Raw genomic sequence first — 17866 nt, 5'->3', positions numbered from 1 at the left:
GGGATCGGTTCGGGTGCTCGCCGGTTGGGCACCCGACGGGGGCCGCGAGGTCGGCGCGGGGTTGGGCCCGCGCGGAGCGGTTCGGGTGCTCGCCGGTTGGGCGTGCGACGGGGGCGGCGAGGGCGGCGGATGGCCGGGCTGGGCGGTCACCGGTGACTGGCGGCGGATGGCCGGGCTGGGCGGTCACCGGTGACTGGCGGCGGATGGCGGGTCGCCCGACGGGGGCGGCGAGGTCGGCGGTGGGCTTGGCCCGCGCGGAGCGGTTCGGGTGCCCGCCGGTGGCCCATGCGACGAGGCAGCGAGGTCGGCGGGTGGCTTCGCCCGTGCCCACCGGTCCGGGTGCCCGCCGGTTGGGCATGCGACGAGAGCGGCGATGGCCGACGGGGCCTGGGCTGGGCGGTGACCGGTTGCCGGCGGCGGACGGCGGGCCGCCCGACGGGGGCGGCGAGGGCGGTAGTGGGAGCCGCCTACGTCGTGTTCAAGGAGTCGGTCACCACAGGAGGTTGCGGCAATGGGGCTGTGATGCGCGAAGCGCTGTGCGCCAGCTTGCCGCCGAGCGCACGGTGCACTTTTGTGCCGGAGGTCCGCCACCGGTGGTACGGCTCCACCTGGGAAGAACCGCGTGCGCTCGGCGGCAAGCTGTGATCGCGCTTCGCGGGGCGCACCCATTGCCGCAGCCTCGGTGGTGGCCGCCGCGGGTGGTGCCCGGTGGGTTCCTGGAAGGCGGCGCCCCCGCCGTTCTGACACACGATCTGGGCGGGGGCGTTTCGGCATTTCGCCTCGCGTTGGGTCGACGATGCCCGCCGATGGTGCGCGGTGGGTGTGTGCGGCGCACCGGAGCGCCGGGTCTTCCGGGATGCGGAAGGATACCGGGGTGGTTTGCCCGGAATTCCCGGATGCGGCGGGGGTGGAGGCGGCCGGGGTGCCGCGAGGTGCGCGTTTGGATCGCTTCGGGTGCGGATCCCCGGTCCAAATGCCATGATCATCGCCGATCCGGGTCGTGCGGGCCGCCCTGGCGCCCCCGCATACCGGACATCGCGGGAGGAGTCGACGTCGCGGACGGCCCTCCGCGCGGCCGGAGGCCGCCCGGGTGGTCGCGGGGCGCGCCTCGTCGCCCCACCGCCGCCCCGAAGGTGCCGAATGTCGGGTTCCGTGACCGGTTCCCGCGTCGCCGGTGTCCGTGGGGCCGCGCTCGGTGCGACCGGGGCCAGAGCGCGTTGAATTAAACCGGGCATTCGGGGTTTCGGGTGGGGGTGCGCAGGCGGCGAGGCCCACCGGAACACGCCCCGGCGCGCCCGCCCTCGTCGCCCACCGCCACCGGCGCCCACCGGGACCGATCCCCGGGGCCTGATGAGCCCTACGCTGTGGTCGCCGCCCCCGTCGGGCGACGCGCCATCCGCTCTCAGCAACCGGTGATCACCCACCCCGGCCACCCGCCGCCGTCGCCGCCTCCGTCGCTCACCGCCACCGGCGGGCACCCGCACCGATCCGTGCGGGCTGAGCCCTCCGCGGTCGTCGCTGCCCCCGTTGCTTCCCGTCAGCGGCGGGCACCGGGGCCGATTCGCGCGGGCCCAACCCCGCCGCCGTCGCCGCCCCCGTCGCCCACCGCCACCGGCGCCCACCAGGACCGATCCCCGGGGCCTGAGCCCTGCGCTGTGGTCGCCGCCCCCGTCGGGCGACGCGCCATCCGCTCTCAGCAACCGGTGATCACCCACCCCGGCCACCCGCCGCCGTCGCCGCCCCCGTCGCTCACCGCCACCGGTGGGTACCCGGACCGATTCGCGAGACGTGCCGACCGAGGCCGACCCCCCGAGCCGAGGCCGAACCCCCGAGCCGAGGCCGAACCCACCGATCCCACCGAACCCAGGCCGATCCCCCCCGGAAAAGCCAACCCAAAGGCCGGCCGCCCGCCACCCGCCGGCCTCTCCGTCGCGGACGCGCAGGCCGGGCGGGCCCTGTGAGTGGACCCACCCGTGACATCGGTCCGGCCACGCCGTACCATCGAAGATGTGGGTGCTCCGACAGAGCCGTTCCTGACCAAGCGCCGCGCCGTGGACTTCTGCCACGTCGCCACCGCGCTCTGTCGTGCTGTCAGCTAGAGCCGATCGCCCCGAGGGCTGATCCCGGCCCGCCAGTCGGCCGCGCACGCCCGATCGCCGGCCGCCCCTCGACTCCGCAAGCAGCACTCACCCGGGTGGGAAGTCCACGATGCAGGTCGACCCGCGAGGTCAGCGCTTCGCCGCCGCCGTCACGACCGCCGTACTCGCGCTCGTGCTGATCACCGGCAGCGCGTGGCTGCTCGCCGTGCAGGCGCTGGTGTTCGCCGCCGCCGTCGCGGCGGGGGTGCGGCGCTCGCCCTACGGCCTGCTCTACGCCTGGTTGATCCGGCCCCGGCTGGGTCCGCCTGCGGAGACCGAGGATCCCGCACCGCCGCGCTTCGCCCAGGCGGTCGGGCTGGTGTTCGCTCTGATCGGTCTGCTCGGTTATCTCGCGGTAGGCACCTGGCTGGGAATCACCGCCACCGCTTTCGCGCTACTGGCCGCCTTCCTCAACGCCGCCTTCGGTCTGTGCCTGGGCTGCGAGATGTACCTGCTGATGCGCCGGCTGACCCCGGTGGGCCGCACCCCGTGACAGGCGTCGGGCACCGCACCGACCGCCTGCGCGGCCGAACGCACGGAATTCCGATCAACCCTGAGATTCTAGGAGGTTCCCCATGAGCCGCTCCGACGTCCTCGTGGACGCCGACTGGGTGGAGGCTCACCTCGACGACCCGAACGTCGTCCTCGTCGAAGTGGACGAGGACACGTCGGCCTACGACAAGGGCCACATCCGCAACGCCGTGAAGATCGACTGGCGGACCGAGCTGCAGGACCCCGTCCGCCGCGACTTCGTCGACCGCACCGGCTTCGAGAAGCTCCTCTCGGAGAAGGGCATCTCCAACGACGACACCGTGGTGCTCTACGGCGGCAACAACAACTGGTTCGCGGCCTACGCCTACTGGTACTTCCGCCTCTACGGCCACCAGAGCGTCAAACTGCTCGACGGCGGCCGCAAGAAGTGGGAGCTGGACTCCCGCGAGCTGGTCGAGGAGGTCCCCGAGCGGCCGAAGACCGCCTACACCGCCAAGGAGCAGGACACCTCGATCCGCGCGTTCCGCGACGAGGTCGTCCAGGCCATCGGTACCAAGGACCTGGTCGACGTGCGCTCGCCCGACGAGTTCGTGGGCAAGCTGCTGGCCCCGGCGCACCTGCCCCAGGAGACCGCGCAGCGGCCCGGCCACATCCCCACCGCGCGCAACATCCCCTGGTCCAAGACCGCCAACGACGACGGCACGTTCAAGAGCGACGAGGAGCTGCGCAAGCTCTACACCGAGGCCGGCGTCGACCTGAACAAGGACATCATCGCCTACTGCCGCATCGGCGAGCGCTCGTCGCACACCTGGTTCGCGCTGCACGAGCTGCTCGGACTCGACAACGTGAAGAACTACGACGGCTCCTGGACCGAGTACGGCTCGCTGGTGGGCGTGCCCGTGGAGCTGGGCGAGGCCAAGTAGCACCCGCCCAAGGGCCGCACGGACCGCCGTGCGGCCGCGCAGGGCACTGAGCGAGGAGGACACGCAGTGAGCGACAACGGATGCGGCGCGCCGGTGGGCGGCGTCGCCCTGGCCGACGTCGACGCCGGCGACCAGGCGGTGATCCAGGGGGTCGTGCGGCGTGGCGGCGAGCCGCTCAGCGGCGCCTACGCGCGCCTGCTGAACAGCGCCGACGACTTCGTCGGCGAGGTGGCCACCGGAGACGAGGGCACGTTCCGCTTCTTCGCGGCCGACGGCACGTGGAAGGTGCGGGTGCTGGCCTCCAAGGGCTTCACCGCCGAATACGAGATCAGCGCCGAGACCGGCAAGGTGATCGACCTCCAAGTCGACGCCTGACCGCCGTAGCGGCCGGATAGCGTACGCGGACGCCGGTGCGGGCGGGGAAACCCGCCGGCACCGGCGTCCGTCGTGTCCGGGCCCCGGCCGCCGCGCCCTGCTCCGTGCCGGTCGGGTGCGATTTGCGGCCGGGTCGTGACATTCCAGAGTCCTTGGGCGGAAACTGCGGTAGTCTCCGCACGATCTCCGCATACCCCGCGATGCCGACCCGGCCCCCCGACGCCGGGCAGGAGGTGCTTCGAGGTGGCCGGTCCCGCATCGGGAGCCCATCCGACTCCGACCTACCTGGGCTGGCGCTACGAGGTGCTGGCGCCCGAGCCCGGCCCGCCGCCGCAGCGCCCCGCGCCCGGCGACCGGATCGGCCTGAGCCCCGAATGGGTCGCCGCCCTGCGCACGGACGAGGCCCGCACCAACCGCCCGCTCTACGCGGCGCTGGCGGTCCTCGCGGCCGTCGTCGTGCTGTGCCTGCCGCTGTGGCCGCTGCGCGTGCTGCCGGGCCTCTTCGTCCTCGGCGCCTTCCTGGCGTGCGCGGCCGTGGCCCTGCCGATCGCGGTGGCGCTGCTGCAGGGCCGCCGGGTCATGCGGGAGCGGATGCGCGCCGAGGAGCGCCGGCTGGAGGCCGAACGCGCCGAGCGCGAGCGCGAGCTGCGCGAGCGCCAGGAGGAGCACGCCCGCGCCTACGCCCGCTGGCAGACCCGCAAGCGGGTCTACGAGTCCCAGCCCCGCTGGTACGGCGTCCGCCCGCCCGAGGGCGCGGAGGCGGTCGTGGTGGCCGGCGGCGACCACGCGGGCTGGTCGGCGCTGCTGACCACCGTGGGCGCCTCGCTGCTGCGCGTCGGCGGCGACCTCACCGTCGTCGACCTCTCCGGCCGCGGCACCGCCGCCGAACTGTGCTCGCTGGTCCGGCGCTCGGCCGTGGTCCCGCGGGTCTGGGTGCTGCCGGCCGACCTGCCGCGGATGAACCTGGGCACCAACCTGGGGGCCGGGCAGCGCGCCCGCATCCTGGCCTCGCTCGCCTGCGCCTCCGACGCCAAGGCCGACATCGACGCCGACGAGACCCTGCTGCTGCGGATCTTCGAGGTGCTGGGGCCCCAGGCCGACATCGCCACGCTCCTCGGCGGCCTGCGGGCGCTGAGCACCCCCGCCGACGACCCCGGCGGCGACACCGACCCAGCGCTGAAGCCGGTCCCGCCCCAGCAGCGCGCCGAACTGCGCGCCCGCTGCGGCGGCGACCGGGCCGTGCGCGAACGCGCCTGGGAGCTGGAGCAGCACCTGGCCCCCTTCGAGGGTGTCGGCCGCCGCGCGGCCGAGGAGCCCTACGCCCAGGTCAAGGTCATCGCCATCGACCGGACGCTCGGCGAGGTCTCCGCCCGGGCCTACGGCACCTACACCCTGGCGGCGCTGAGCGAGCTGCTGGAGCTGCGCGCCACCCGGTCGGCGGCGCCCGGCCGCGCCTGGCAGCACACGGTCGTGGTCGCCGGAGCCGACTCCGTGCCCGCGCATGAGCTGGAGCGCCTCGGCGAGACCGCGTCCGGCGCGGGGGCAGGGCTGGTGCTGCTGTTCCGCGAGATCGCCGAGGACGCCGAAAGCTGGCTGCGGGGCGGGGGGCGCTTCCCGGTCGTCATGCGCCAGCCCACCGCCGCCGCCGCGGCGCGCGTGCTGCCGGTGCTGCTCGGGCTCGGCGGCGCGCAGGCGGCCGGGGCCGAAAGCGTGCGGCAGGCGCCCGCCGTGCGGATGCACCGGTTGACCGAGGTCATCGGCGAGGCGCTGCTCGACTCGGTCGCCGACGGCTATGTCGGCGACAGCGCCGAGGACGTCACCGCGCCGGTGTCCATGCGCAACGCGGCGGCCTCGCTGGCGCCGCTCGACCTGGCCCGCCACATCCGCTCGGCGACGACCTGGGGGCGCACGACTGCTCAGGCCGCCGGTATCGGGGGCGAGGAGCCGCGCGAGAAGAGCGGCGTCGGCGACGCCCTCGGCGACCTCCGTGTGGACGTGCACGGTCTGCGCACCCTGCCCCCGACCGCGCTGCTGATGCCCGGCGCCGAGGGCCCTGTGCTCGCCGACGCCAACCCCGGAATCCTGGCCCTGCCCACCGCCACCCTCGGCACCGTCGAGGAGGCCCCCGAGACCCCTCTGGCCGCGGAGCCGGCCGCCGGCGGCACCGCCGATACCTCCGGCTCCGCCGGAGACCCGCCGCCCAACCTCGGCCCGCCGCCTGAGCGGCTGGACTGGCGCACGGTCTGAATCCGCCCGCCGGCGCGGTGACGCCCGGCGCTCGCAGGCCGGTCCGGTCCGGGCAGGGCAATAGGCTTGGAAGACCGCCTGGCGCCCAGGCGCACCGCACTCTTCCATTCACGAACGTTGTGGGGATCATGAGCGAACTTCCCTTGCGTGCCCAACTGGCCGCGGTCTTGGGCAAGGGCGCGGCCTCGCTTTCCCGGGCCACCGGGCGCGGCGACGGCTCCGTCATCGGCGGCAAGATCGCGCTCAAGGTCGAGCCCGACCTGCTGGCCCAGCTGTCGCGCGGCCGCCGTCTGGCGCTGGTCAGCGCGACCAACGGCAAGACCACGACGACGCGGCTGATCGCGTCGGCGCTGCGGGAACTCGGCCCCGTCGCCACCAACGAGCACGGCGCCAACATGCCCACGGGCCACATCACCGCGCTGGCCAACAGCCCCGATGCCCGCGAGGCCGTGCTGGAGGTCGACGAGAAGTACCTGCCCCAGGTGCTGGAGGCCACGAAGGCGGCCGTGGTCGTGCTGATGAACCTCAGCCGCGACCAGATGGACCGCGCCTCGGAGATCAACCTGCTGGCCAAGAAGTGGCGCGAGGCCCTGGGCCGCAGCCAGGCCCACGTCGTCGCCAACGCCGACGACCCGCTCGTCGCCTGGGCGGGCATGGGCGCCCACTACGCCACCTGGGTCTCGGCGGGGCAGCGCTGGAAGGAGGACTCCTGGTGCTGCCCGGAGTGCGGCGGCCACCTCAAGCGCGACCCCGACCCGCACTGGGAGTGCCCGGAGTGCGGCATGCGCCGCCCCGAGGCCACCTGGTCGGTCGACAACGACGCCGACAGCGTCGTGGACCCCGCCGAGCAGCGCTGGCCGCTGCGGCTGAACCTGCCCGGCGACGCCAACCGCGCCAACGCCGCGATCGCGATGGCCACCGCCGCGGCCTACGGCATCCAGCCCGCGCAGTCCCTGCCGCGCCTGCAGGAGATCCGCTCGGTCGCCGGCCGCTACACCTCGGTCGTCACCGACGGCGTCGAGGTGCGGCTGCTGCTGGCCAAGAACCCCGCGGGCTGGCTGGAGTCCTTCGCGGTGCTCGACCCGCCGCGCGTGCCGGTGATCCTCTCGGTCAACGCCCAGATCCCCGACGGCAAGGACACCTCCTGGCTGTGGGACGTCGACTACACGGTGCTGCGCGGTCGGCGGGTGTTCGTCATGGGTGAGCGGCGCACCGACCTGGCGCTGCGGCTGGAGACCGACGACGTCCCCTTCGAGCTCGCCGACCGCGTCAGCGACGTCGTCGCCAAGGTCAAGGCCGAGAGCCCTGACGCCACCAAGATCGACGTCATCGCCAACTACACCGCCTTCCAGCAGATCCGTGCCGACTACGGCCGCGTCCAGTAGGGGCCAGAAGGGCATCTGATGAGCGACACCAGCAGCGTTCTGCGCATCGTGTGGATCTACCCCGACCTGCTCAGCACCTACGGCGACCAGGGCAACGCGCTGATCCTGCGCCGCCGCGCCGAGCAGCGCGGTATCAGGACCGAGATCGTGCACGTGCACTCCAGCGACCCCGTGCCCGCCGAGGGCGACGTCTACCTGCTCGGCGGCGGTGAGGACCGCCCCCAGATCCTCGCGGCCAACCGGCTGCGCGCCGACGGCGGCCTCAAGCGCGCCGCCGATCGAGGTGCCGCGGTGCTGGCCGTCTGCGCCGGCTACCAGATCATCGGCGAGACCTACGGTGACGACGACGACAACCCGCTGCCCGGCGTGGGGATCCTCGACGTCCGCAGCGGGCGCGGCGAGACCCGCGCGGTCGGCGAGATCGTCGCCGAGGTCGCCCCCGAGCTGGGCGGCGGCCGCATCACCGGCTTCGAGAACCACCAGGGCCGCACCACTCTGGGCCCCGGCGCCACCCCGCTGTCGCGCACGCTGACCGGCATCGGCAACGACGGCCGCACCGAGGGCGCCTACCAGGGCCAGGTCCTGGGCACCTACCTCCACGGCCCCGCGCTGCCGCGCAACCCGCAGCTCGCCGACCTGCTCCTGCGTATGCGGGTGGGCGACCTCGCCCCCCTGCCCCCGTCCTGGGGCGAAGCCCTCCACGAGGAGCGCCTGGCCGCGGCGCTGTAGCACGGTCGGCGCGGCCGCGCCGGACCGGCGGCCGCGCCGACCGCTCAGGCCGATGCGGCCGGGTCTGCCGGAACCGGCCTAACCCAGCAGCAGGGCGAAGGCCAGCAGGACGAGGGCCACCGGCAGGGCGGTGTAGCCGAGGACCTCCTTGCTGCGGTCCTCGCGGATGAGCTCCTGCTCGCTGTGGGTGGAGATCGTCATCGGCTCGTCCTCGCCGCCCATCAGGACGACGGTGCCGTCCTTGCGGTGCGGGAACGCGCGGACGAAGATGCGCTCACCCGGGCGGATCACCCATTCGCGGAACGTGCAGCCGGGTGTGAGCGCGGCCGGACCGGCCACCTTGGTGCTGGCCGCCTGCACGCCCCGCTCCGCCGGGTCCAGGTGCGGCGGGGACAGCGCGTCGGTGGGCGGAATCGCGCCCTCGTCGAAGCGGTCGTGCACGAGGTCGGCGTGCTCCACCTCGATCCAGTGCGGGCGGCACTGGGCCGAACCGGTGACGTCGGTGAGCGTGAAGGGCTCGTGGGAGTGCAGGTCGAAGACCGGAGTCACCTCCAACCGGTCGCCGGTCTCCTCCTCGTAGTGGTGGTGCTCCACCTCGACCCGGAACCACACGCACTCCGTCTGCGAGTACGGCGAGACCAGCGGTCCCTCCGGGCCGGGCCCGGCCTCGGCCAGGACCTCCGCCTTGGCCGGCAGTTCGGCGGCCTCGTTCAGCAGCCCCAGGGTGTAGTTGGGGGTCGTCTGCAGCCGGAGCCGGTGCCGTCGGGCCTTCATCGCGCGCAGCCACAGGTAGCCGCTGATACCGACCAGAATCAGCGCGAGCAGTTGGAGGGTGGGTGCCAAGTCGTCCATGGGGTTCCGATACGCGTCGGTGGTGAGGGAGTGACCGGATCACCGGCGGGCCGAGGCGCCGGGCGCCGGAGCCGCGCCCGCGGCGTCCGGTCCGGTCCCGCGGCGCGGCCGCGTTCGTCCTCGGCCTGCCTGAACCCGGCCGTGGGATCCGCAGCAGCAGACTAATGGATCCGCCGCGATTCGATCACCTCCGCCGCTTCGCGGTCGCGCCTTCCCCGACGCGGCTACCCGCGGCCGGCCCGGGGGACACGTGACCAGGCTCCCATCGGCGCCCGGTGCCCGTCAGGCCGGGCGGCGGCGCAGCCGGATGTCGGCGTTGGCCCCGGTGTCGGGCGGCACGACGACCTCCTGGCCGGCGGCGATGCCGTCGACGCTGAACTGCGCGTCGGTGGGGACCGTCCGCTTCACCAGGCCCAGGGCGATGGGGCCGAGTTCGTGATGGCGGGCCGAGGATCCCACCGCGCCCACCGACCGGCCCTCAAGCTCGATCGCCGCACCCCGCTCAGGCAGGCGCTCGGCGGTGCCGTCGAGGTGCAGCAGCACCAGGCGGCGCGGCGGACGGCCCAGGTTGTGCACGCGCGCGACGGTCTCCTGACCGGGGTAGCAGCCCTTGTCCAGGTGGACGGCCGGCCCCACCCAGCCCATTTCGTGCGGGATGGCGCGGTGGTCGGTGTCCAGCCCCAGGCGAGGGCGGTGGTCGGCGATGCGCGCGGCCTCGTGCGCCCACATGCCCGCCGGGCGGATGCCGGCGTCGGCCAGCGCGGCCGCCACCGGGCTCACGGACTCCGCTGGCAGGAACAGGTCGACGCCGGAGTCGGTGCGCCGCAGGGGGACGTCCGCGCCGAGGTCGGGCACGAGCGCCAGCGCGGCCTCGCGGTCGGGGCCCGCGAGGGTCAGCACTGCCCGCGCGTCGCTGAGGTCCTCGACCTCCACCCGCAGCATGAACCGCATCGAGTCCAGGAAGGCGGCGAGGTCGGCCCCGGCGCCCGGCTCGGTGTGCATCCACACGGCGGTGCCGTCCTCGACCAGGGAGAGGTGGAAGCGGATGTGGCCGTTGGTGTCGAGCACCAGCGCCTCTGCCGCGGTGCCGGGGGCGGCGTCGGCGAGGTGCTGGCTGGTGAGGCTGTGCAGCCAGCTCAACCGGTCGGGTCCGCCGACCCGCACGACCCCCCGGTTCCCGCGGTCGATCCAGGCGGCGCTGCGGTCCATCGCGCGCCCCTCCTGCACCGGCTCGCCGTAGTGGGCGGCCACATCGGAGTCGGGGGGAGCGGCGGCGACGGCACCGGGACGCGTCAGCAGCGGCGAAGTCATACCTCCGATGGTATGCGCCGCACGGGCGTCCCGCCGTGCGGCGGCGTCCGGCGCGGGCCGCACACACGCGGAAAAGCCCGCGCGACCAAGCGAGGAGGGAAGGCGGCGCGTCTACGCCGCGTCCAAGAACAGCGGGTGCCGCTTTCCGGGCACCCACCGGGTACCGCCCGGGGCGGCCGCCATCGGGGCTGCGGCGATGGGTGCGCTTCGCGCATCACAGCCCCGTTGCCGCAGCCGCTGTGGTGTCCGGCTTCTCAACCAGGACGTGAGCGCCCCGTAGGACCGCAGGAAAAACATTTGCCCCGTTCTTCAGCCGCGCCGTAGTGTCGAAGGCACGCAGGAAAGGAGGTGGTCCGAACAGTGAAGACGTTTGGGACTTGCGAGGTGTCCGCCCGCTAGGGCGACACGAGGTATCGGTTCGCCCTAGCGAATCCACCGTGGACACCCGGATCCCCGGGTCGCCGGACCTTGTCCAGCCGGCGCGATCCCGCCCTCAGTGGCGGAGGTCACCCCGGGGATCTGTCCTTCTCCCGCGGGCGGTCGCCCCCGCACCGCCACCCGGCGGAGGCGCTTCGCGTCCCGCGTTCCTCCCCGGGCGCCGATCCCGCGGCGCCCGTCGCGGTTGCCGGCCTGGCGGCCCCGCCAGCGCCGCGCCGCCCCGATGCACGAACCGGCCTACGCCACCTGCTTCAGCTGCGCGGACATGAACGACCGCAGGTCGTGGCCGCGCGCCGCCATGTCCCAGGCATAGCCCAGGGTCTCGCGCTGTTCGCCGAAGAGGCCGTAGAGCCGCTTGCCCGCCGTCACCTGCTCGCCCGTCTCGGTGCGCAGCACCGCATCCGTGGTCAGTTCCACGCGGCTGGCGAAGATCGTGCCGAGGTACATCTCGCTGTAGCCCTCCGGATGGGTGATCAGCGCCTCGACGTGGATCGAGGGCGCCTCGCCGGCGGGCTCCTCCGCGGCCTGCGGGCGGCACCGCCAGTAACCGGCCTCGGAGGTCCACAGCTCGCCCAGCGAGCCGTCGGAGGCCAGGCGCCAGACCCGGCTGCGGTAGCCCAGGTAGGGCCCGCCGTCGTTGCTGAACTCCACTTCCTGGCCGAACTGGAACTCCGGCATGTCGGCGTAGCCGGCGACGCCCACCCCTTCCCACCGGCCGATCAGGAACGACAGCTTCTCAAGATCGCGGTGCACCTCTGACTGCATGGTCTCCGAGCGTAGCCGCTTCCGGGCCGCCGAGCGCACCACCGGGCAGGGAGCGGGTGACACCGCGTGTTCGCTCCGCATGGCACGGCATCCAGCTCGTATTCACGGTCCGGCCTCTCTGGTCGGGTATTACGGTGTTCGTTCGCGTGGACGCGGGGATGCGGGCCGCCGCACAGCGGCGATCGGCCATGTCCGGCTTCCCCGCCGAACCTGGTAAAGAAGATGCCAGCGCCGCGGCGCCGTAAGCGACGGCAGCCCACGCGGCCGACATCACCCGTGAAGCGACGAGAGGCGGCCTGGAATGCTGTTCTTGGGGGTGGCCCTCCTGCTCTGCGCGGCGATCCTCGCGCCCCTGGCCGTCCGCGCCGTGCGCCGCTGGGCGCACCGGCGCGCCGCCGACGACCTGCACCCGCGCGCTGTGGCGGCCCGAGCCGGCACCGAGGTCGCGCTCACCGGCGTCGCGGTGCCGGGCCCCCAGGGCGCCATCGAGTCGCGCCTGGCGCGAAAGGACTGCGTCTGGCACGGGCACGAGGTGCTGCGCCACTACTGGTCGCTGACCGAGGACTCCGCCACCGGAGAGCGGGTGCGCGTGCGCGCCTGCGACTCCATCGCCGACTACGGGGCCGCCGACGTCTTCGGCATCGCGGGCGGCGCCCGGTCCGCGGCCCGCGGCCGGCAGCCGGTGCTGGTCGACCCCGAGGACGCCGCCTTCTCCGGCGCCGACCTGTGCCTCCAGCGGGTCGTGGGCCGCCCCCAGCGCGGCGTCCCCGCGCCCGCCGACGACCTGCTGCCGCGGGTCAAGGGACGCATCTCGGGCCTGTTCCGCGGCGAGACGATCGAGTTCGAGTACCGCGAGTGGATCCTCCGGCCGGGCGACCCGATCACCGTGCACGGCTACCTGGAGCTGCGCGACGGGCACCCGGTCGTCACGGCCCCGCCGGACGGGCGGCTGCGCATCGAGCACGGCCGCGAGCCCTCCGCCCGGGAGCAGCCCCAGCGGCCCGCCGGCGCAGACGCGCTGCTGCTCAGCGGCGGGACGGTGGCCTCGGCGTGCGCGGGGCTGCTGCTGATGCTGGCCGGGGCGGCCTGACGGCGGCGGCCGGCACGCGGCGGGCGGCCGCTACCCTGGCCGCATGAACCGCACTCTGGTGATCAAGGCCACCGCCGGCGAGGACGCCCCCGAGCGCTGCAACCAGGCGTTCACCGTTGCCGCGGCCGCGGCGGCGAGCGGCGTCGAGGTTTCGCTGTGGCTGACCGGCGAGGCCGCCTGGTACGCGGTCCCCGGCCGCGCCGAGACGTTCGCCCTCCCCCATGCCGCGCCGCTGGCCGACCTGCTGGAGGGCGTCCTGGCCGCGGGCCGGGTCACGGTCTGCACCCAGTGCGCCGCGCGGCGGGGACTCGCCGAGGACGACCTGATCGAAGGGGTCCGCATCGCCGGCGCCCCCGCCTTCGTCGAGGAGACCCTCCAGGAGGGGGCGCAGGCGCTGGTGTACTAGCCGGGACCGCCGGGCGGGCTCCGACTACTTCTTCCCCTGGTTCTTCACGGCCTCGATGGCCTCCTTGGCGGCCTCGGGGTCGAGGTACTCGCCGCCGTGCTTGCGCGGGGTGAAGTCCTCGTTGAGCTCGTAGACCAGCGGGATTCCGGTGGGGATGTTCAGCCCGGCGATGGTCTCGGCGTCGACGTCGTCCAGGTGCTTGACCAGGGCGCGCAGCGAGTTCCCGTGGGCGGCGATCAGCACCGTGCGGTCGGCGGCCAGGTCCGGGACGATCGTGTCGTACCAGTAGGGCAGCATCCGGTCCACGACGTCGGCCAGGCACTCCGTGCGCGGCATCAGCTCGGGCGGGAGCTGGCCGTAGCGTCGGTCGCCCACCTGCGAGTAGGGGTCGTCGTCGGCGATCGGCGGCGGCGGGGTGTCGTAGGAGCGCCGCCAGACCATGAACTGCTCTTCGCCGTACTTCTCGCGGGTCTGGGCCTTGTTCTTGCCCTGCAGCGCGCCGTAGTGGCGCTCGTTGAGCCGCCAGGAGCGCCGCACGGGCAGCCAGGTCAGGTCGGCCTCGTCCAGCGCGATGTTGGCCGTGCGGACGGCGCGCTTGAGAACCGAGGTGTGCACGATGCCGGGGCGCAGGTCGGCCTGGCGCAGCAGCTCGCCGCCCCTGCGCGCCTCCTCCTCGCCCGTGGCCGAGAGGTCCACGTCCACCCAGCCGGTGAACAGCCCTTCGGCGTTCCAGACGCTTTCGCCGTGTCGCAGTAGAACCAGAGTCGCCATGGCAGCCAGCCTAGCGACTCCGCCTCGGGGGTGCGCCGCGGGCTCGGCAGTGGTCCAGACCAATCGGTCCGCCGTTTCGGGGCGCGGGGTCAGGCGCCGGCGGCGCTGCCGTCCTCCTCCACCAGATGGCGGAACGCCTGGAGGTTGCGCATGCTGTAGCCCCGGCGGTAGCGCCACTCCCACTCCTTGCGGATCGAGGAGGCGAAGCCCCGCTCCAGCGCCGCGTTGAAGTTGTCGTCGGAGTAGGTCAGCACGCAGCCCAGCAGCCGGTCGACCTCCTCGGGGGTGACACCGGCCAGCGGCAGGCGGCCCACGATGTAGACGTCGCCCACCTCGTCGGCGGAGAACGCCATCCCGAACATGCCGTCGTTCTTCTGCAGCAGCCACCGATAGAACTCGGCGTGGTTCTCGTCGGGGCGCCGGCAGAAGAACGTCTTCACCAGCAGGCTGTGCTCGCCCACGCTCAGCCATACCATCGTCTTGAGCTTGCGCTGCCCGGGGAGCGCGACGACGAAGGACTCGGGATCGGGGCGCTCGGTGTCGAGGCCCGCCTCCGCGACCGCGGTCTCCACGGCGGCGACGGCGTCGGCTCTGGCTCCGGTGGACATATGTGCGGGTGACCTTCCCTCCCTGTATGCCGCTCGGTCGCGCCCGCCCGCCGCCGTCCGGTCGCCGGAGGGGGGCGGCGGGCCGGCCCGCGGGCTACTGGCCCGAGGCGAGCGGCAGCCGCTCGCCGACCAGAGTCCCACGGTAGACGTCCAGCAGTCCGTCGACGGTCGCGTCCCAGCTCAATCCGGCCGCGTGGGCGACACCGGCCGCGCCGAGGGCGTCCCGCCGGGCCGGTTCGCGGATCAGCCGGTGCAGCACCCGCGCGTAGTCGGCGGGGTCGTGGCCGTCGACGAGCACGCCGGAGACGTTGTCGCGCACCGCGGTGGGCAGCCCGCCCACGCGCGCGGCGACGACGGGGGTGCCGCACGCCTCGGACTCCACGGCCACCAGGCCGAAGGACTCGGAGTAGGAGGGCACCACGGTGGCGGTGGCCGCGCGGTAGAACGTCACGAGTTCGGCGCGCGAGCGGGGCGGCTCCCAGCGCACGATGTCGGCGATCCCCAGCGACCGCGCGAGTTCGGCCAGGCGGCGCGGCTGCGTCAGATCCGAGCCCGACAGCCCGCCGACGACGGCCACCACCAGCCGCTCGCGCAGCGAGGGTTCGCGTTCCAGCAGCGCCGCCGCCGAGCGCAGCAGCACGTCGGGCGCCTTCAGGCGCTGCACCCGGCCCACGAACAGCAGCAGCTCGGTGTCCTCGGCCAGCCCGAGGCTGCGCAGCGCCGCCCGCCGCGAGCCGGGGCTGAACACGTCCAGGTCCACGCCCGGGGGGACGGTGCTGACGCGGAAGGGGTCGGCGCCGTAGTGCTCGACGAGCTGATCGGCTTCGACAGCGGTGTTGGCGACCAGATGGTCGGCGTTGCGCACCAGGTGGTCCTCGCCGCGCAGCCGGTACTCGGGTTCGGCCGCGTCGCCCTGGGCCAGGGCGAGGTTCTTGACCTTGGCCAGCGTGTGCATCGACTGCACCAGCGGCACTCCCCAGCGCTGCGCGGCGGCCAGGCCCGCCCGGCCGGAAAGCCAGTAGTGGCCGTGCACGAGGTCGTAGTGGTCGGGTTCGTTGCGGGCCTCGGTCTGCAGCACGCCGAAGATGAAGGGGCACAGGTAGTGCGCAAGCGCCGACTTGTCCAGGGAGCCGTAGGGGCCGGCGGGGATGTGGCGCACCGTGACGCCGGGCAGCATCTCCACCACGGGCGGCTGGTCGGGGCGGGTGGCGCGGGTGAACACGTCGGTGGCGACGCCCCGCGCGGCCAGGCGCTTGGCGACCTCGACGGTGTAGACGTTGAGTCCGCCCGCGTCCCCGCTGCCGGGCTGCTCCAAGGGGGAGGTGTGCAGGCTGATCGAGGCGATCCTGCGGGGGAGCGGGCCGTCGCGGCCGGGCCGGGGGCCCGCTGGGGCCGGCTCCGCGGCCGCGAAGCGCCGAGCGGGGCCTGTTCCGGGCGCGTCAAGGCTGTCCGCCACCACTGCTTCGTCCCTTCCGGTGCTGTCCGCTGGTGGTGTGCCCGCGGCTTCGGTGGAACCGGTCGACTCCGGCCGGATCCGCACCGGTGCGGCGGGGCATGGAGCCGGTCGACGCCGCCCGGCGCCGCGCTCCGCGCACAGCCGCGGACCTCCTCCACTCAACAGGGGGCGGGCGCACAGTGTTCCATCATGGCCGCGCAGGGTCGGCGCACCGGCACCCGGGGTGGGCTTTTCGGGCCGGGGCGGCGGCGGGAGTCAGTCGCCCCGTGCGGCGGCCGGCCCGGAGGGCGCGGTCCAGCCCTTGACGAGGAAGTCCACGGCCTGCGGGAAGGTCGGGATCCAGGTGTCCCAGGTGTGCCCGCCGTCGGGGTGCAGGGTCTTGACGGTCATGTCGCGCTCGCGCAGCATGCCGGCGAAGCGCTCCGCCTCGCCGTGGATGCTGCCCGTCTGCAGCGGCGTGTGGTCGTCCTTGCCCTCCACCAGCATGAACCGGATGTCGCGCACACCCGGCTCGTCGAGGAGCTGGTCGGGTGCGTGGGCGTCGGGGTTGTCGCCGAAGGTGTCGCTGGGGTCGTCGACCTTGAAGTAGCCGGCCCAGCTGACGGCCTGGGCATAGGTGTCGGGGTGGCGCATCGACAGCGCGGCGGCGCCGTAGCCGCCCATGGAGAACCCGCCGATGGCGCGCAGTTGGCGCGGGCGGGTGTGCTCGCCCTCGACGGCCTTGACGGCCTTCTCGGTGACGAACGTCTCGATCGCGAAGTCGCCGTCGGCGGCGTCGCCCCACTCGGTGTCGCTGCCGCCGACCTCCTGGCCGAAGGGCGCGGCGATGACGAACTCCACGCCGCTGCGGCACATCTGCTCGTCGAGGGCGTCGCCGACACCCGCGTCGCGCACGTCGAGGTGGGTGGTGGTGGACCCGTGCAGGAGGTAGAGCACGGGCAGGTCGTCGTTGTCGGGGCCGGGCGGGCGGTGCACCCAGATGGGCCGCTTCCCGTCGGGGGCGCCCTTGTCGGGGACGGTGATGATCTCTTCGCTGCCCGGCTTGTCACAGGAGGCGACCTTGCCGGGGCGCGGATGCACCGGCGAGCCCCCCTGGGCGCCGGGGACCATCGCGGCGTCGGCGGCCTGCGCGGCCGCCCCGCCGGGACGGGCCGCGTCCTCGTCCAGAGCCGCGAGCGTGCCCGCCGTGGCTACGACGAGTGATGATGCCACGAGAACCGCGGTTCTGCGTGAGAGCGTGGTGAACACACCGAGATCCTAAAGGCCAAGGTCAAGGGAACGGTCCGGTGCTCTGACCGAGCGCGCGGGCGAAGGCTTCGTAGGCTTCCGCGCTGAAGAGTACGAACCGGACCTCACCCAAGGTAATCGACGATTCCCGGACGGACCGCACGGCGATCTCGGCCGCACTCTCCATGGGCCAGCCGTAGACCCCGGCCGAAACCGCGGGAAACGCGACGCTGGAGGCGTTCAGCTCCGCTGCGACCTCCAGGCTGCGCCGGTAGCAGGAGGCGAGGATGTGCGAGCGGTCCTCAGTGGTGCTGTAGACCGGCCCGACCGTGTGGATCACCCAGGTGGCGGGCATTTCGCCGGCGGTGGTGGCCACCGCGTCGCCTGCGGCCAGGCCGTCGGGGTGAGTCGTCTCACGCAGCCGCCGGCACTCCCGCAGGATCTCGGGGCCGCCGGCCCGATGGATCGCGCCGTCGACCCCGCCCCCGCCCATCAGCGAGGAGTTCGCGGCGTTGACGACGGCGTCCACCCGCTGTTCGGTGATGTCGCCCTGCACGAGAGTGATGTCCATCCTGCGTCCCTTCCGAGGAGATGCGGCACCTCCTCTCCCACTTCCCCGCCCCGCCTCCCGTTCCCCATCGCCGAATTCGGCG

General features: G+C 73.8%; 17 protein-coding genes. 9 read left to right on the top strand and 8 right to left on the bottom strand.

Translation table 11 applies throughout. The features are described 5' to 3' along the window. The 7 genes from FZ103_RS25200 to FZ103_RS19470 all read left to right on the top strand — a co-directional run. Positions 1–193: hypothetical protein (locus FZ103_RS25200; RefSeq protein ID WP_222936498.1), on the top strand; the 193-nt coding region annotated here is incomplete at its 5' end. Between the two features lie 2015 nt (positions 194–2208). Beyond that, a complete protein-coding gene (locus tag FZ103_RS19495) occupies positions 2209–2631 on the top strand; it encodes a DUF4395 domain-containing protein (protein WP_156003093.1) in 423 nt (140 codons plus the stop codon). An 82-nt stretch (positions 2632–2713) separates the two neighbouring features. After that, a complete protein-coding gene (locus tag FZ103_RS19490; protein WP_156003092.1) occupies positions 2714–3553 on the top strand; it encodes a sulfurtransferase in 840 nt (279 codons plus the stop codon). Between the two features lie 66 nt (positions 3554–3619). Next, the gene (locus tag FZ103_RS19485; RefSeq protein WP_186356550.1) at positions 3620–3928 is read left to right on the top strand and encodes a DUF1416 domain-containing protein; all 309 of its coding nucleotides are present in this window, start codon (positions 3620–3622) and stop codon (positions 3926–3928) included. A 243-nt stretch (positions 3929–4171) separates the two neighbouring features. Further along, complete coding sequence (locus tag FZ103_RS19480) at positions 4172–6175, top strand: hypothetical protein (RefSeq protein ID WP_343233606.1); 2004 nt, start codon at positions 4172–4174, stop codon at positions 6173–6175. A gap of 128 nt (positions 6176–6303) precedes the next feature. Beyond that, positions 6304–7560 (top strand): MurT ligase domain-containing protein, encoded by a 1257-nt coding sequence (locus tag FZ103_RS19475; protein WP_156003091.1) that lies wholly within the window; start codon positions 6304–6306, stop codon positions 7558–7560. Positions 7561–7578: 18 nt separating this feature from the next. Then, positions 7579–8289: a type 1 glutamine amidotransferase gene (locus tag FZ103_RS19470; protein ID WP_156003090.1), complete on the top strand. Its 711-nt coding sequence runs from the start codon at positions 7579–7581 to the stop codon at positions 8287–8289. A gap of 78 nt (positions 8290–8367) precedes the next feature. Here FZ103_RS19470 and FZ103_RS19465 read toward each other — a convergent pair whose 3' ends face one another. The 3 genes from FZ103_RS19465 to FZ103_RS19455 all read right to left on the bottom strand — a co-directional run bounded on the left by FZ103_RS19465 (position 8368) and on the right by FZ103_RS19455 (position 11655). Continuing rightward, the gene (locus FZ103_RS19465; RefSeq protein ID WP_156003089.1) at positions 8368–9141 is read right to left on the bottom strand and encodes a GIDE domain-containing protein; all 774 of its coding nucleotides are present in this window, start codon (positions 9139–9141) and stop codon (positions 8368–8370) included. A gap of 282 nt (positions 9142–9423) precedes the next feature. Next, the gene (locus FZ103_RS19460) at positions 9424–10452 is read right to left on the bottom strand and encodes a folate-binding protein YgfZ (protein ID WP_156003088.1); all 1029 of its coding nucleotides are present in this window, start codon (positions 10450–10452) and stop codon (positions 9424–9426) included. Between the two features lie 675 nt (positions 10453–11127). Beyond that, complete coding sequence (locus FZ103_RS19455) at positions 11128–11655, bottom strand: FABP family protein (protein WP_156003087.1); 528 nt, start codon at positions 11653–11655, stop codon at positions 11128–11130. Positions 11656–11956: 301 nt separating this feature from the next. Here FZ103_RS19455 and FZ103_RS19450 point away from each other — a divergent pair, with 301 nt between their 5' ends. Together FZ103_RS19450 and FZ103_RS19445 are read left to right on the top strand one after the other, a co-directional pair. Further along, entirely contained in the window at positions 11957–12745 is a 789-nt protein-coding gene (locus FZ103_RS19450) for a GIDE domain-containing protein (protein ID WP_156003086.1), read from the top strand. A 43-nt stretch (positions 12746–12788) separates the two neighbouring features. Beyond that, positions 12789–13151, top strand: a complete 363-nt coding sequence (locus tag FZ103_RS19445; protein WP_156003085.1) for a DsrE family protein — start codon at positions 12789–12791, stop codon at positions 13149–13151. Positions 13152–13175: 24 nt separating this feature from the next. On the opposite strand, the gene FZ103_RS19440 is transcribed toward FZ103_RS19445, so the two are convergent. The 5 genes from FZ103_RS19440 to FZ103_RS19420 all read right to left on the bottom strand — a co-directional run bounded on the left by FZ103_RS19440 (position 13176) and on the right by FZ103_RS19420 (position 17784). Beyond that, a complete protein-coding gene (locus tag FZ103_RS19440) occupies positions 13176–13922 on the bottom strand; it encodes a phosphoglyceromutase (protein ID WP_156003084.1) in 747 nt (248 codons plus the stop codon). Between the two features lie 89 nt (positions 13923–14011). Beyond that, positions 14012–14530, bottom strand: coding sequence for a YbjN domain-containing protein (locus FZ103_RS19435; protein WP_156003083.1), 519 nt, complete (start codon positions 14528–14530; stop codon positions 14012–14014). A 94-nt stretch (positions 14531–14624) separates the two neighbouring features. Then, positions 14625–15875: a D-inositol-3-phosphate glycosyltransferase gene (gene mshA / locus FZ103_RS19430; protein ID WP_186356552.1), complete on the bottom strand. Its 1251-nt coding sequence runs from the start codon at positions 15873–15875 to the stop codon at positions 14625–14627. A 366-nt stretch (positions 15876–16241) separates the two neighbouring features. Then, positions 16242–17234: an alpha/beta hydrolase-fold protein gene (locus FZ103_RS19425; RefSeq protein WP_186356549.1), complete on the bottom strand. Its 993-nt coding sequence runs from the start codon at positions 17232–17234 to the stop codon at positions 16242–16244. Positions 17235–17256: 22 nt separating this feature from the next. Beyond that, the gene (locus FZ103_RS19420) at positions 17257–17784 is read right to left on the bottom strand and encodes an O-acetyl-ADP-ribose deacetylase (protein ID WP_156003082.1); all 528 of its coding nucleotides are present in this window, start codon (positions 17782–17784) and stop codon (positions 17257–17259) included. Positions 17785–17866 lie beyond the last annotated feature (82 nt).

The organism is Streptomonospora sp. PA3 (assembly GCF_009728995.1).
In the GTDB taxonomy this organism is placed as follows: domain Bacteria; phylum Actinomycetota; class Actinomycetes; order Streptosporangiales; family Streptosporangiaceae; genus Streptomonospora.
This window is presented reverse-complemented; position numbering and strand designations above follow the sequence as displayed.

Coding starts and splice junctions, on each gene's coding strand:
- FZ103_RS19495 (WP_156003093.1), top strand. CDS start 2,209: ATGCAGGTCGACCCGCGAGGTCAGCGCTTCGCCGCCGCCGTCACGACC.
- FZ103_RS19490 (WP_156003092.1), top strand. CDS start 2,714: ATGAGCCGCTCCGACGTCCTCGTGGACGCCGACTGGGTGGAGGCTCAC.
- FZ103_RS19475 (WP_156003091.1), top strand. CDS start 6,304: ATGAGCGAACTTCCCTTGCGTGCCCAACTGGCCGCGGTCTTGGGCAAG.
- FZ103_RS19470 (WP_156003090.1), top strand. CDS start 7,579: ATGAGCGACACCAGCAGCGTTCTGCGCATCGTGTGGATCTACCCCGAC.
- FZ103_RS19465 (WP_156003089.1), bottom strand. CDS start 9,141: ATGGACGACTTGGCACCCACCCTCCAACTGCTCGCGCTGATTCTGGTC.
- FZ103_RS19460 (WP_156003088.1), bottom strand. CDS start 10,452: ATGACTTCGCCGCTGCTGACGCGTCCCGGTGCCGTCGCCGCCGCTCCC.
- FZ103_RS19455 (WP_156003087.1), bottom strand. CDS start 11,655: ATGCAGTCAGAGGTGCACCGCGATCTTGAGAAGCTGTCGTTCCTGATC.
- FZ103_RS19450 (WP_156003086.1), top strand. CDS start 11,957: ATGCTGTTCTTGGGGGTGGCCCTCCTGCTCTGCGCGGCGATCCTCGCG.
- FZ103_RS19445 (WP_156003085.1), top strand. CDS start 12,789: ATGAACCGCACTCTGGTGATCAAGGCCACCGCCGGCGAGGACGCCCCC.
- FZ103_RS19440 (WP_156003084.1), bottom strand. CDS start 13,922: ATGGCGACTCTGGTTCTACTGCGACACGGCGAAAGCGTCTGGAACGCC.
- FZ103_RS19435 (WP_156003083.1), bottom strand. CDS start 14,530: ATGTCCACCGGAGCCAGAGCCGACGCCGTCGCCGCCGTGGAGACCGCG.
- FZ103_RS19420 (WP_156003082.1), bottom strand. CDS start 17,784: ATGGACATCACTCTCGTGCAGGGCGACATCACCGAACAGCGGGTGGAC.